The organism is Amycolatopsis keratiniphila (assembly GCF_000400635.2).
Lineage (GTDB): Bacteria > Actinomycetota > Actinomycetes > Mycobacteriales > Pseudonocardiaceae > Amycolatopsis > Amycolatopsis keratiniphila.
The window spans coordinates 2923586-2937482 of the sequence record NC_021252.1; the positions used below are offsets into that span (position 1 = coordinate 2923586).

The following is a 13897-nucleotide window of genomic DNA, read 5'->3' on the forward strand; positions in this document are numbered from 1 at the left end:
GCCCGGGAATCCGTCATGACCAGCCACCCCCGCATTGTGGGCCGAGGTAACGGGTGGGTACCGTCGCCACACCCACCCAGATTTGAGAACTACCGGAGGAAAACGTGGCACTTCCCCAGCTGACAGAGGAACAGCGCGCTGCGGCGCTGGAGAAGGCCGCCGCCGCCCGCCGCATCCGTGCTGAGCTGAAGGAGCGGCTGAAGCGGGGCGGTACCACTCTGGTCGACGTGTTGAAGCAGGCCGAGGAGAACGAAGTCCTCGGCAAGATGAAGGTCTCGGCTCTGCTCGAGGCTCTTCCGGGCGTCGGCAAGGTCCGTGCCCAGCAGACCATGGAACGACTGGAGATCGCACCCAGCCGTCGTCTTCGCGGCCTCGGCGACCGGCAGCGCAAGGCGCTGCTGGCCGAATTCAGCGGCGAGTGAGCGGCATCGGTCAGGACCACCCGGTGAACCCGGGCGCTGACCGCGGCGGTGAGCCGGTGGCGGGAGTCGAATCCCGGCACCGGCTCACGGTCGTCTCAGGGCCTTCGGGGGTCGGGAAGTCGAGCGTGGCCAAGGAGCTGCGCAAGCTGGATCCGGAGATCTATTTCAGCGTCTCGGTGACCACCAGGAAGCCGAGGCCGGGTGAGGTGGACGGCGAGCACTACCACTTCATCGACCGGGCCGAGTTCGACCGCATGGTCGCCGAGGGCGCACTGCTCGAACACGCCGAGTTCGCGGGCAACTGCTACGGCACCCCGCGCGGGCCCGTGGAGCGGGTGCTGGCCGAGGGCCGCAACGCGATCCTGGAGATCGAACTCCAGGGCGCGCGGCAGGTCCGCAAGGCGATGCCGGAGGCCCGGCTGGTGATGCTGATGCCGCCGTCGTGGGACGAACTGGTCGGCAGGCTGACCGGCCGCGGCACCGAGAACGAAGCCGCCGTGAAGGCCAGGCTGGCCGAGGCCGAACGCGAACTCGCCGCCGCCGGGGAGTTCGACGAGCGCGTCGTCAACGCCGACGTGCGAGAGGCCGCTGAGCAGTTGCTAAACTTGATAACCGGCGACAACTAGACCCGAAGATTCGGAGCACCACGAGTGACGACTCAGGCCACGCTGCACGAAGAGCTCGAAGGCATCACCAACCCGCCCATCGACGACCTCCTCGAGAAGGTCAGCTCGAAGTACGCGCTGGTGATCTACTCGGCCAAGCGCGCTCGCCAGATCAACGACTACTACGCCCAGCTGGGCGAGGGTCTCCTGGAGTACGTCGGCCCGCTGGTCGAGCCGGGCCCGCGCGAGAAGCCGCTGTCCATCGCCCTGCGCGAGATCCACGGCGGTCTGCTCGAGCACACCGAGGGTGAATAAGCCTCGCGTAGTACTGGGCGTGGGTGGCGGGATCGCCGCCTACAAGGCCTGTGAGGTCCTGCGCGGACTGACCGAATCCGGTCACGACGTCCGCGTGGTCCCCACCGAAGCCGCGCTGAACTTCGTCGGCGCGGCCACCTTCGAGGCACTGTCCGGGAACCCGGTGCACACCGGCGTGTTCACCGAAGTGCCCGAGGTCCAGCACGTCCGCGTCGGTAAGGAAGCCGACCTGGTGATCGTCGTGCCCGCCACGGCGAACCTGCTCGCCAAGGCCGCGCACGGCATCGCGGACGACCTGCTGACGAACACCCTGCTCACCGCCCGGTGCCCGGTCGCCTTCTTCCCGGCGATGCACACCGAGATGTGGGAGCACCCGGCCACCCGCGACAACGTGGCGCTGCTGCGTTCGCGCGGCCTGGTCGTCGCCGAACCCGCCGCCGGCAGGCTGACCGGCAAGGACACCGGCAAGGGACGGCTCGCCGACCCGGCCGAGATCGTCGACCTCGCCCGGCTCCTGCTCGCCGTGCCGAAGGCCCTCCCGCGTGACCTCGAAGGCGTGCGCGTGGCCATTTCGGCGGGCGGCACCCGTGAGCCGCTGGACCCGGTCCGGTACCTGGGCAACCGCTCGTCGGGCAAGCAGGGGTACGCGCTGGCCCGCGTCGCCGCCCAGCGCGGCGCCGAGGTCACGCTGGTCACCGCGCACACCGTGGCGCTGCCGGAGCCCGCGGGCGCGAAGGTCGTCCACGTGTCGACCGCCGAGGAGATGCGCCAGGCCATGCACGCCGAGGCCGCCTCCGCCGACGTCCTCGTGATGGCCGCCGCCGTCGCCGACTTCCGGCCATCGAACCGGGCCGACCACAAGATCAAGAAGTCCGACGACGCGCCGGATCCCGTCGTCGAGCTCGCCCGCAACGCGGACATCCTGGCCGAGCTGGTGCGGAATCGCGCCCAGGGGCAGGTGGTCGTCGGTTTCGCCGCCGAAACAGGGGACGATAAGGGTGGCGTCCTCGACCACGCCCGGGTCAAACTCAAGCGCAAGGGCGCGGATCTGCTGGTGGTGAACGCCGTCGGTGAAGGGAAGGCCTTCGGGACCGAGGACAACTCGGGCTGGCTGCTCGGGGCCGACGGCACCGAGATCCCGATCCCGCTCGGCGCCAAGGCAGAACTCGCGTCCACATTGTGGGATGCTGTTGTGACCTTGATGAAGCGTTGAGAGCCCCCAAAGCGATAGTCAGTAGGCTTGAGTTCGAGCTGAGGGGTGCCTAACTTTCTAGGCATCAGACGTCTAGGTGAGGGAGTGACGGGCACCGTGACCGCGTCCACGAGCAGACTGTTCACATCGGAATCGGTGACTGAGGGTCATCCCGACAAAATTTGCGATGCCATCAGCGACTCGATCCTCGACGGTCTGCTGGCCAAGGACCCTCGCAGCCGCGTGGCGGTCGAAACCCTCATCACCACCGGCCAGGTGCACGTCGCCGGCGAGGTGACCACCGAGGCCTACGCGGACATCCCGACCATCGTCCGCGACGTGATCCTGAAGATCGGCTACGACTCGTCGGCCAAGGGCTTCGACGGCAACTCGTGCGGCGTCAACGTCGCGATCGGTTCCCAGTCGCCGGACATCGCGCAGGGTGTCGACACCGCGTACGAGTCCCGCGTGGAATCCGACGAGGACGAGATCAACCGCCAGGGCGCGGGTGACCAGGGCCTGATGTTCGGCTACGCCTGCTCGGACACCCCCGAGCTGATGCCGCTGCCGATCGCGCTGGCGCACCGGCTCTCGCAGCGGCTGACCCGGGTCCGCAAGGACGGCGTGCTGCCGTACCTACGCCCGGACGGCAAGACCCAGGTCACCATCGAGTACGCCGGCGACCAGCCGGTGCGGCTCGACACGGTGGTCGTGTCCACCCAGCACGCGGACGGCATCGACCTGGAGCAGATGCTCGGCGTCGACGTCCGCGAGCACGTGGTCGCCCCGGAGATCGCCGAGCTCGGGCTCGACACCTCCGACGTGCGGCTGCTGGTCAACCCGACCGGCCGCTTCGTCATCGGCGGCCCGATGGGCGACGCGGGCCTGACCGGCCGCAAGATCATCGTCGACACCTACGGCGGCATGGCCCGCCACGGTGGCGGCGCGTTCTCGGGCAAGGACCCCTCCAAGGTGGACCGCTCGGCCGCGTACGCGATGCGCTGGGTGGCGAAGAACGTCGTCGCCGCCGGGCTCGCGGCCCGCGCCGAGGTCCAGGTCGCGTACGCGATCGGCAAGGCGGCCCCGGTGGGCCTCTTCGTCGAGACCTTCGGCACCGAGACGGTCGACCCGACGAAGATCCAGGCCGCCATCACGGAGGTCTTCGACCTGCGTCCGGCCGCGATCATCCGCGACCTCGACCTGCTTCGCCCGATCTACGCGCCGACGGCCGCGTACGGCCACTTCGGCCGTCCCGAGCTGTCTCTCCCGTGGGAGAGCACGGCGCGGGCTGCGGACCTGAAGTCGGCCGCGGGCGCCTGATCCCGTTCCTTTCCGTGAAGGCCTCCTTGCCTACCTTGAGGGTAGGGAAGGAGGCCTTCACGGCGTCTTCGGGTCGGAGCCCCGGTTGCGCGTGTGTCGTCCATCCAGTCACGCGTGTCGTCCGCCGGATCACACGTGTCGTCCCTTCAACCACGCGAGACCGTTGTGACTGCTGATGCACCTGGGGCGAACGGGGCATTGCGTGGTCCGTGAAGGCCTCCTTGAGGGACTCTGGGTCCCTCAAGGAGGCCTTCATTGCACGCGGTGGCGGGCACCGGCGACAGCGTCTGGTAGAGATCACCGGGTGAGCAGCAGTCCCGAACCGACCCCTCTGTGGGACCTTCCGGAGCCGAAGGCCGAGCCGGCGCGGAAGGCCAAACCGGCGCGCGCGAAAACGGCCAGCCGTCGTGGGGCGCAGAACCCCGCGCCCGAGAACCCGGTCGCGCGGATCGTCGTGGACATCCCGCTCACCCATCTCGACCGCACCTTCGACTACCGGATCCCCGAGAAACTGCACGAAACCGCCGTCCCCGGCTGCCGGGTGCGGGTCCGGTTCGCGGGTCAGCTCGTCGACGGGTACCTCGTCGAGCGCGCCGACACCACGGAGTTCACCGGCAAGCTCGCGTACATCGACCGGGTGACCTCCAGCGAGCCCGTGCTGCCCCCGGCGCTGCTCGCGCTCTGCCGGTCCGTCGCGGACCGCTACGGCGGCACGCTCAGCGACGTCCTGCGGCTCGCGATCCCGTCCCGGCACGCGAAGGCCGAGGGCGAACCGCCCGCCGAGCCCGCGCCGACGCCGGAACCGCCCGACACCACCGCCTGGGAGAAGTACCAGAGCGGTCCGGCGTTCCTGGAGGCCGTCGCGGAACGGCGGCCGGCCAACGCGGTCTGGCAGGCGCTGCCGGGGGAGGACTGGCCGCGCCGCCTCGCCGAAGCGGCGGCCGTCGCGGCTTCGGCGGGCCGGGGTGTGGTCATGGTCGTGCCCGACCATCGTGACCTGACCCGGCTGCACGACGCGTGCGTTTCCTTGCTGGGCCCCGAATCCGTGGTCGCGCTGATCGCGGGGCTCGGGCCCGCCGAGCGGTATCGCCGCTGGCTCGCGGTGCTGCGCGGCGCGGTGCGCATCGTCGTCGGCACACGCGCGGCGATGTTCGCGCCGGTCGCCGATCCCGGTCTGTTCGTGGTGTGGGACGACGGCGACGACGTCCACCTCGACCAGCACGCGCCGTATCCCCACGTCCGCGACGTGCTGATGGATCGCGCGCACGCCGCGAAGGGCTCCATGCTCGTCGCCGGTTTCGCGCGCACCGCGGAGGCGCAGTTCCTGGTGGAATCGGGCTGGGCGCAGCCTCTCGTGGCCGCCCGGCCGGAACTGCGGGCGGCGGCGCCGCGGGTCACTCCGGTCGGCGAGGACTTCGACGTCGCCCGGGACGAAGCGGCCAAGGCCGCGCGGCTCCCGTCGGTCGCCTTCGAGGCGGCGCGGCAGTCGCTGGCAGGCGGATTCCCCGTGCTGGTGCAGGTCCCGCGCCGCGGGTACGTCCCGGGGCTCGCGTGCGGCAACTGCCGGACGTCGGCGCACTGCCGTCGTTGCGCCGGCCCGCTTTCCCTGCCGGGCGGGCTGATCGACGGCGCGCCGAGGCCGCCCGCCTGCCGGTGGTGCGGCGTCCCCGAGACGAACTTCCATTGCGCGGCTTGCGGTTCGGTGCGGCTGCGGGCGGTCGTCGTCGGGTCGAAGCGCACCGCGGAGGAACTGGGCCGCGCGTTCTCCGGGTTCCCCGTGCGGACGTCGGGCGCGACGGAGGTTTTGGCTTCAGTGCCGGGAAAACCGGCGCTGGTCGTGTGCACGCCGGGCGCGGAGCCGGTCGCGGAAGGCGGCTACGGCGCGGCGCTGCTGCTGGACGGCTGGGCGCTGCTGGGGCGGCAGGACCTGCGCGCGGGGGAGGAGACCCTGCGCCGCTGGATGGCGGCGGCGGCCCTGGTGCGGCCGGGGACCGAAGGCGGCCGCGTGTTCGTCGGCGCGGAAGCGGGTCTTTCGGTGGTGCAGGCGCTGGTGCGCTGGGACCCGGGCTGGCACGCGAGCCTCGAACTGGCCGAGCGGCGCGAACTCGGGTTCCCGCCCGCGATGCGGATGGCGAGTATCGAAGGCACGCCGGACGCGGTCGCCGGACTGCTCGACGACCTGGCCCTCCCGGAGACCGGCGAGGTGCTGGGCCCGGTGCCGCTCGGCGAGGTCGACGAGGACGGCAACGCCGAACGGGAGCGGGCGCTGGTGCGCGTCGCGCGTCCGGACGGGAAGGCGCTCGCCGCCGCCGTCCACGCCGCGGCCGCCCGGCGGGACGCGCGTAAGGCGTCCGAGCCCATCCGGATCCAGCTGGACCCGCTGGAGCTCATCTAGCGCCCCGCGTTTCGTCCTCTGAATGCGGTAGTTCGACAGCGAACGACCGCATTCAGAGGACGAAATGCGTGGGGTCAGAGGGTCGTGCCGGGGGTCGCGAGGACGTCGGCGCGGGCCGAAGCGCCCGGAGCGGGCGAAGCGGGCTTCGTGGCGGAGCCGCCCAGGGCGGCGGTGAGCAGGGTGACGATCTGCGAGGAGATCGCCGCCCGCCGTGCCTCGAAATCGGCGTCGGTCAGGGCCGAAGGATCGGCGGGCGTGCCGAGGACGGGCGTGTGCAGGTGCCCGCCCGCGATCCCGGTCAGGCCGAGGCCCGTCCGGAGCCGGTTGCTGCGATACATGGACTCGTTCGACAGATAATTTCCGCCCCCGCCCGAAGCGGCGATCTCGCCCGGCTTCGGCGCGTCCGTCCGGCACACCGCGGTCCCCGTGCCCGGTTTCGTGCTGTCCGGCCAGACGCAGAACGCCTCGTTGTACAGCACCTGATACGCCCCGGCGGGCGCGGCGAGCATCTTTTCGTGCGGCAGCGTGGTTTCGATGAACTGGACGTCCGGCTGCGGCCAGCCGTCGGCGGGCGGGACCGGGCCGCGAACGGGCTCGTCGAGGTTGTCCGGGAAACCACCGCGCCAGGCACCCGCCCACCGCTCGATGTCGAAGCGGCCGGGCCGGCCCTGACTGATCGTCATGATCAGCTCCGGACGGCGCAACCGGTCCTTGAACGCCTGACCGTAGGCGGCCTCGACGATGCCGGCGTCGAAGTAGCTCCACACCACCGGGAACGACACGGCCTGCACCAGCGCGGGCCCGGTCGGCGTCTGGATCGTCTTGCCGTCGAGATGCAGCGCCGCCGCGCCCGACGGGTTCGCGATGCGGACGCCCGCGCCGTTGAGGGTGAACGGGTCGAAACCGCTCACCAGCACCCTGCGCAGCTTCGGGCCGGCGGGGAAGCGGGAGTCGTCGAGTCCCCGCGCGCCGAAATCGAACGTCTTCAGCAGCTCCGCCCGGGCGGGCGCGGACAGCGGGAAACGCGGCGTCCACTGCCGGAACGCCTTGCTCATCTGGAGGCGGGCCCAGTAGAGCGGCCGGTCGTCGGCCTTGTCGATCGTGCCGAGATCGGGACGGCGGCCCTGCGCGCGGTCGACCGCCGTGCGCCAGAGACCCTCACCGGCGGTCTCGGCGAGCTTCTCGGCCCGCAAGGCGGTCTTCGTGGCGCAGAGACGTGTCGTGAAGTCGGAGACGAGCTTGTCGAATCCGGCGAGCCGGACGAGTTCCGGGCCGACCGCCGGACCACCCGAAGGCATGGTCGCGGTGAGCCGCTTCTCCTCGACGGTGATCGCGGCGGAGTCGTCGAAGCAGGCGCTCGCGCCTTCTGCTTGCGCGACACCGGGGACAGCGAGGACGGGAAGAGCGATGAGCAGCGGGAGGAAGGCGCCCCACCGCCTGCCGGGAGTCTTCATGGCCCGCATTCTGCTCATCCCGCCAGGGCCGCACCACCGACGAACGCAGGTCTCGGCGGGTCTTGTCCGGGGTGGACAGGCGGGGCAGACTCGCGCCATGGCCGCGCACAGAAGAACTCCGGTACGCATCACCGCAGTCACCGCGATCGCCGTCCTGGTCGGCACCGCCGCGCCGGGGATGGCGGCGGCAGCGCCACCGACACCCAAATCGCCCACCGCCGTCGGCTATCTGGGCGCGGTGTCGAGCATCGACGCGGACGCGACCGCGATCGGCACGAAGATCCTGCGCGAGGGCGGTAACGCCGTCGACGCCGCCGTCGCGACGGCCGCCGCGCTCGGCGTCACCGACCCGTTCTCCGCCGGATTCGGCGGTGGCGGCTTCTTCGTCTACTACGACGCGCGCTCGGGCAAGGTGCACACCCTCGACGGCCGCGAGACCGCCCCGTCGACCGCGAACGAGAACCTTTTCGTCGAGAACGGCAAGGCGATCCCGTTCGCCGAGGCCGTCACCAGCGGACTGGGCGTCGGCGTGCCCGGCACGCCCGCCACCTGGCAGGAAGCCCTGCGCAAATGGGGGACCAAGTCGCTGGCGAAGGCGGTCAAGCCCGCCGAAGAACTCGCCCGCAAGGGTTTCACCGTCGACCAGACCTTCAACACCCAGATCGCGAACAACGCCGCCCGCTTCTCGGCGTTCCCGTCCACCCGGTCGCTGTACCTGCCCGGCGGCGCGCCGCCCGCGGTCGGCTCGACGTTCAAGAACCCGGACCTCGCGGGCACGTACGCGCAGCTGGCCGCGAAGGGCACCGACGTGCTCTACCGCGGCCCGATCGGCGCGGACGTCGTCGACACCGTGCGGAAGCCGCCGGTCGACCCCGCTTCGACGCTGAAGGTGCGTCCCGGTGACATGACCGCCGCCGACCTCGCGAAGTACCGCGTGGTCGAGCGGAAGCCGACGAAGACCCGGTACCGCGGTCTCGACGTCTACGGCATGCCCGCGCCGTCGTCCGGTGGGCTGACCGTCGGCGAGGCGCTGAACATCCTCGAGAACACGAAGCTCTCGAAGCTGGAGAAGGCCGACTACCTGCACTACTTCCTGGAGTCGACTCGATACGCCTTCGCCGACCGCAACCGGTGGATCGGCGACCCGGCCTTCGTCGACGTGCCGGCGAAGGAGCTGATCAGCCAGAAGTTCGCCGACAGCCGGGCGTGCCTGATCGACCCCGCGAAGGCCGGGACCAGCCCGGTCGCGCCGGCCGATCCGCGCAAGCCCACGCCGTGCGTGGCCGGGACGAACCCCGCGCCGACCCCGTACGAGGGCGAGAACACCACACACCTCACGGTCGCCGACCGGTGGGGCAACGTCGTCGCCTACACGCTGACCATCGAGCAGGAGGGCGGGAGCGGCATCGTCGTGCCGGGCCGCGGCTTCCTGCTCAACAACGAACTGACCGACTTCTCCTTCACCCCGGTGACGCCGGGCGTGCCCGACCCGAACCTGCCGGGCCCGGCGAAGCGGCCGCGTTCGTCGATGGCGCCGACCATCGTGCTCGAGGGCGGCAAGCCGTTCCTCGCCGTCGGCTCGCCCGGTGGCGCGTCGATCATCACCACGGTGCTGCAGATCCTCACCGGCCGGATCGACCGTGGGCTGAAGCTGGTCGACGCGATCGCCGAACCGCGCGCCTCGCAGCGGAACTCCGCGGCCGCGCAGGTGGAGCAGGCGTTCCTGGACCAGACCGAGGTGCTCGCGGCGCTGAAGGCCAAGGGGCAGGGCTTCTCGACGACACCCGCGGAGATCGGGGCGGCGACCGGCGTCGAACGGCTGAAGGACGGCCGGTGGCTCGCGGCGGCCGAACCCACGCGCCGGGGAGGTGGCTCGGCGGCCGTCGTGCTGCCCTGGCCGCCGCGTTAGGGAACTCCGAGCGTGCAATGAAGGGGCCTTTCATCGCAAAATTTGCGATGAAAGGCCCCTTCATTGCAGCCGCCGCACCGCACAGGGAGAGCGAGCGCGCCCCGGCGGTGAGCTCCTTCTAGACTGAGCGGCGATGTTCGCCCAGTCAGAGGTACCCGTCCCCCCGGCGGAGGTGCGTTGATGCGCCTCGTCTTCGCCGGCACCCCCGAACCCGCGGTCCCGTCGCTGCGCGCGCTGCTGGCGTCCGAGCAGCACGAGGTCGTCGCCGTCGTGACCCGTCCGGACGCGCAGGCGGGCCGCGGCCGCCGGGTCGTCCGGTCGCCGATCGGCGCGCTGGCCGACGAGCACGGGATCGAGGTGCTGACCCCGCCGAAGGCGAGCGACCCCGCGTTCCTCGCCCGGCTCGCGGAGATCGCGCCCGACGCGTGCCCGGTGGTCGCGTACGGGGCGTTGCTGCCCCAGGCCGCGCTGGACATCCCGGCGCACGGCTGGGTCAACCTGCATTTCTCGCTGCTGCCCGCGTGGCGCGGCGCCGCGCCGGTCCAGGCCGCGATCCGCGCCGGAGACGAGATCACCGGCGCCTCGACGTTCCGCATCGTCAAGGAACTCGACGCGGGCCCGGTCTACGGCGTGGTCACCGAGCAGATCGCCGCCACCGACACCGCGGGCGAACTGCTCGGCAGGCTGGCGGAGTCCGGGGCGAAGCTGCTCGTGTCCACGATGGACGGAATCGCCGACGGTTCGCTGCGCGCGGTCGCGCAGACCGGCGACGGCGTGAGCTACGCGCCCAAGGTGACCGTCGAGGACGCGCGCGTGTCGTTCGCCGACCCGGCCGCGGCGGTCGACCGGCAGATCCGCGCGGTCACGCCGGAGCCGGGCGCGTGGGCGGAATTCCGGGGCGAGCGGCTGAAGCTCGGCCCGGTGACGATCGTCGACGAGCCGGGGCCCCCGCCCGGTGAACTGGTCGTGGAGCGCAAGCGGGTGCTGGTCGGCACGGCGTCGAAGCCGGTGCGGCTGGGCGAGGTGCAGGCGCAGGGGAAGAAGCGGATGGCGGCCACCGACTGGGCGCGCGGTACGAGGATCGAACAAGGAGAGCGCCTGCAGTGAACGAGCGTAGGGAACGCCGGCCGTCGAGGCCGCAGCGAGGCCGTCCGGCCCCGCGCAAGGAAGGGCCCAGCCGCCCGCCGCAGATCGACCCGGCTCGTCAGGTCGCCTTCGACGTCCTGCGCGCGGTCCGCGAAGACGACGCGTACGCGAACCTGGTGCTGCCGCAACTGCTGCGCAACCGCCGGATTTCCGGCCGCGACGCCGCGCTGGCCACCGAACTGACCTACGGCACCTGCCGCGCGGTGGGCATGCTGGACGCCGTCATCGAGGCCTGCCTCGACCGGCCGCTGGCCAAGGTGGACGCCGTCGTGCTGGACGGGCTGCGGCTCGGCGCGTACCAGCTGCTGCGCACCCGCATCCCCCAGCACGCCGCCGTCGGGTCCACTGTGGACCTAGTCCGCGCCGAAGTCGGTTCCTGGATCGCGGGTTTCGTCAACGCCGTGCTGCGTTCGGTGTCCGAAAAGGACGAAGAGACCTGGCTGAACGAACTGGCCCCCGACGAGGCCGCCGACCCGATCGGCGCCTACGCCCTGCGGACGGCGCATCCGCGCTGGGTGGCGCGGTCGTTCGCGGAAGCCTTGGGGGACAAGGGAGCGGAGCTGAAGGCGGCCCTGGAGGCCGACGACGACCGCCCCGACGTCCACCTGGTCGCCCGGCCCGGCGAGATCAGCGCCGAGGAGCTGGCCGCCATCACCGGTGGCGACGTCGCGCCGTACTCGCCCTACGGCGTCCGGCTGCCCGCGGGCTCCGGTGACCCCGGCGACCTCGAACCGATCAAGGAAAAGCTGGCCGCGGTCCAGGACGAGGGCAGCCAGCTGTGCGCCTACGCCGTCACGAGGGTCCCGGTCTCCGGCACCGACGTGCGGTGGCTGGACCTGTGCGCCGGCCCGGGTGGCAAGGCGGCGCTGCTCGGCGCGCTGGCGGTGGCCGCCGGCGCGACCGTCGACGCCGTCGAGAAGGCCCCGCACCGGGCGAAGCTGATCGAGAAGGCCGTCCAGGACCTGCCGGTGACCGTGCACGTCGCCGACGGCCGCGAGACCGGTCTCGAACCGGGCTACGACCGCGTCCTCGTCGACGCGCCGTGCAGCGGTCTCGGCTCGCTGCGGCGCCGTCCCGAGGCACGCTGGCGCCGCCAGCCCAGCGACATCTCGGACCTGACGAAACTGCAGGGCCAGCTGATCACCGCGGCGCTGGACCTGGTGCGGCCCGGCGGCATCGTCACCTACGTCGTCTGCTCGCCGCATCTGGCCGAGACCGAAGGCGTCGTGGGGGAGACCGCGCGCCGCGCCGGTGCCCAGATCGTCGACGCGCGGGAGTTCTTCCCCGGCGTCCCGCAGCTCGGCGACGGCCCGTACGTCCAGCTCTGGCCGCATCGCCACGGCACGGACGCGATGTTCTGCGCCGTCCTGCGGAAGCCGGACACCGCCGGGTGAGCAGGGTCCTCGGCCTGGTCGCGAGCTCGTGCGGCGGACTGGACACCCGGTTCGCCGCGCAGCTCGCGAAACCGGCCGCGGACCGCGGCTGGGAGCTCGCGATCACGCTGACCCCCACCGCGGCCCGCTGGCTGGAGACGACCGGCGGGCTCGGTGACCTGGAGAAGCACACCGGGCTGCCGGTCCGCAGCACCTCCCGGCTGCCGGGCGAACCTCGCCCGCATCCGGATCCCGAGGTGTTCCTCTTCGCGCCCGCGTCCGCCAACTCCGTGGCGAAACTGGCGCTGGGCATCGCCGACAACCAGGCGCTGACCCTGCTCGGCGACGTTCTCGGCACGCCGGGCATCACGATCGTGCTGGGCTATCAGATCCAGGACACCCGGATCCACCATCCGGCGTGGCGGCGCCATCTCGACACGCTCGTCTCCGCCGGGGTCACCACCACGAGGCTCACCCCGGAAGCCTCGTGGACCTCCGTGCTGGACCTGCTCCCGGCTCCCTAGCGGGCGCAGAATCCCGTGTCGAGCGCCTTGGCGAGGTCGTCCCCCACCTTCGACGGCGAGGGATCCTGGTTCACCACGACGTTGACCCGCCTGCCGTGCGGGACGGCGCCCGACAGGTTCGCGTAGCCGACGATGTTCCCTCCGTGCCCCCAGAACCGGCCCCCGCACGACAGCGGGACGGACGCGATGCCGAGGCCGTACTCCGCGCCGGGGATCCCGACGGGCGCCGGAACGGTCCGCTGCATCTCCGCCAGCTGCGCGCGCGGCAGGAGCCTGCCGTCGACGAGCGCACCGTAGAAGCGGGTCAGATCCGCACCGGTCGAGATGAGCCCGCCGGAGGCACCCGCGGCGGACGGATCGAATTCGGTGTAATCGGTGTGACCGCCGGGCCCGGGCGCGTAACCCCTGGCGTGCGGGTGCGGCAGGCCTTCTTCCCCGCGTGACGGCAGGAAGGTGTCGCGCAGGCCCAGCGGCCCGGTGATCCTGCTCCTGAGCTCCTCGGCGACGGACCGGCCGGTGAGCTTTTCGATGAGCATCCCGGCGATGATGTAGTTCGTGTTGGAGTACGACCAGTCCGTGCCGGGGGCGAACAACGGTGGATGGGCGAGCCCGATCGCCACCAGTTCTTCGGGTTCGGCACCGCGATGGCGCCACTCTTCGAGGTCGAGGTCGCGGAGGTAGTTGTAGATCCCGCTGGTGTGCTGCAGCAGCTGCCGTACGGTTATCTTGGTGCCGTCGTTGCCGTTCCCGCGGACGAGACCGGGCAGGTAGGCCTCGATCGGCGTGTCCAGCCGCACCTTCCCCTCGGCGACCAGCTGCAGGACCACGACCGCGACGAAGGTCTTGGTGATGCTGGCCGCCCGGAACTTCGAGCCGTGCGGGAACGGTGTCCCGGTCTCGACGTTCCCGACGCCTTCGCGCTCCGACCACGTCCGCCCGGACGGGCTCGACACGGTCGCCTGCGCGCCGGGGACGCCGTCCTGTACCAGCGTTTTCAGCGCCTTGTCGACTTCGTCTCGCGGATGGGTCACGGCCAGCGCCGGGGTGGCGGTCGTCGCGGCGAGCAGCGCGACCAGGGAACCGATGGCGATGATCTTCTTGCCTGGCAAGGATTTTCGCATGGATTCCACGCTAGGGACGCTCGGGCGCGGTGACCATGGGGTGCACCGCAACGTCATACTGAGGTTTGCCCCACCATCGCGGTTCGGCGAATCGTGAGTGGCGATCAGGGTTATTGAGGGG

At 71.4% G+C, this 13897-nt stretch carries 12 protein-coding genes; 10 read left to right on the forward strand and 2 right to left on the reverse strand.

From position 1 onward, the window contains the following. The first annotated feature begins 104 nt into the window (after positions 1-104). From mihF to AORI_RS54750, 6 genes are all read left to right on the forward strand, one after another. Positions 105-422 carry an integration host factor, actinobacterial type gene (gene mihF, locus AORI_RS54725; protein ID WP_003096398.1) on the forward strand — a complete coding sequence of 106 codons (318 nt, stop codon included), beginning with the start codon at positions 105-107 and terminating at the stop codon, positions 420-422. Continuing rightward, positions 419-1048: a guanylate kinase gene (gmk, locus tag AORI_RS54730; protein WP_016333106.1), complete on the forward strand. Its 630-nt coding sequence runs from the start codon at positions 419-421 to the stop codon at positions 1046-1048. The genes mihF and gmk overlap by 4 nt, the downstream gene beginning before the upstream one ends. Positions 1049-1072: 24 nt before the next feature. Further along, a complete protein-coding gene (rpoZ, locus tag AORI_RS54735) occupies positions 1073-1342 on the forward strand; it encodes a DNA-directed RNA polymerase subunit omega (RefSeq protein ID WP_005152353.1) in 270 nt (89 codons plus the stop codon). Continuing rightward, positions 1335-2555: a bifunctional phosphopantothenoylcysteine decarboxylase/phosphopantothenate--cysteine ligase CoaBC gene (gene coaBC, locus AORI_RS54740; RefSeq protein ID WP_076153689.1), complete on the forward strand. Its 1221-nt coding sequence runs from the start codon at positions 1335-1337 to the stop codon at positions 2553-2555. The genes rpoZ and coaBC overlap by 8 nt, the downstream gene beginning before the upstream one ends. Positions 2556-2651: 96 nt before the next feature. Continuing rightward, positions 2652-3854, forward strand: coding sequence for a methionine adenosyltransferase (metK, locus tag AORI_RS54745; protein ID WP_043848731.1), 1203 nt, complete (start codon positions 2652-2654; stop codon positions 3852-3854). A gap of 304 nt (positions 3855-4158) precedes the next feature. Next, positions 4159-6249 (forward strand): primosomal protein N', encoded by a 2091-nt coding sequence (locus AORI_RS54750; protein ID WP_016333109.1) that lies wholly within the window; start codon positions 4159-4161, stop codon positions 6247-6249. A gap of 74 nt (positions 6250-6323) precedes the next feature. Here AORI_RS54750 and AORI_RS54755 read toward each other — a convergent pair whose 3' ends face one another. After that, positions 6324-7703: a pyroglutamyl-peptidase I gene (locus tag AORI_RS54755; protein ID WP_043848732.1), complete on the reverse strand. Its 1380-nt coding sequence runs from the start codon at positions 7701-7703 to the stop codon at positions 6324-6326. A 97-nt stretch (positions 7704-7800) separates the two neighbouring features. Between AORI_RS54755 and ggt the strand changes: the two genes are divergently transcribed. The 4 genes from ggt (at position 7801) to AORI_RS54775 (ending at position 12655) form a co-directional block, all read left to right on the forward strand. Further along, positions 7801-9612: a gamma-glutamyltransferase gene (ggt, locus tag AORI_RS54760; protein WP_016333111.1), complete on the forward strand. Its 1812-nt coding sequence runs from the start codon at positions 7801-7803 to the stop codon at positions 9610-9612. A gap of 180 nt (positions 9613-9792) precedes the next feature. Continuing rightward, on the forward strand, positions 9793-10719 hold the full coding sequence (gene fmt, locus AORI_RS54765; RefSeq protein WP_016333112.1) for a methionyl-tRNA formyltransferase: 927 nt from the start codon (positions 9793-9795) through the stop codon (positions 10717-10719). Next, entirely contained in the window at positions 10716-12152 is a 1437-nt protein-coding gene (locus AORI_RS54770) for an RsmB/NOP family class I SAM-dependent RNA methyltransferase (RefSeq protein ID WP_016333113.1), read from the forward strand. The genes fmt and AORI_RS54770 overlap by 4 nt, the downstream gene beginning before the upstream one ends. Next, positions 12149-12655 (forward strand): flavoprotein, encoded by a 507-nt coding sequence (locus tag AORI_RS54775; RefSeq protein WP_016333114.1) that lies wholly within the window; start codon positions 12149-12151, stop codon positions 12653-12655. The genes AORI_RS54770 and AORI_RS54775 overlap by 4 nt, the downstream gene beginning before the upstream one ends. On the opposite strand, the gene AORI_RS54780 is transcribed toward AORI_RS54775, so the two are convergent. Further along, a complete protein-coding gene (locus AORI_RS54780) occupies positions 12652-13776 on the reverse strand; it encodes a serine hydrolase domain-containing protein (RefSeq protein WP_016333115.1) in 1125 nt (374 codons plus the stop codon). The genes AORI_RS54775 and AORI_RS54780 overlap by 4 nt on opposite strands. Between the last annotated feature and the right edge of the window lie 121 nt (positions 13777-13897).

Bases quoted from the DNA above. Each gene is read 5' to 3' on its own strand.
- AORI_RS54755 (WP_043848732.1), bottom strand. From the start codon at position 7,703: ATGAAGACTCCCGGCAGGCGGTGGGGCGCCTTCCTCCCGCTGCTCATC.
- ggt (WP_016333111.1), top strand. From the start codon at position 7,801: ATGGCCGCGCACAGAAGAACTCCGGTACGCATCACCGCAGTCACCGCG.
- AORI_RS54780 (WP_016333115.1), bottom strand. From the start codon at position 13,776: ATGCGAAAATCCTTGCCAGGCAAGAAGATCATCGCCATCGGTTCCCTG.
- fmt (WP_016333112.1), top strand. From the start codon at position 9,793: ATGCGCCTCGTCTTCGCCGGCACCCCCGAACCCGCGGTCCCGTCGCTG.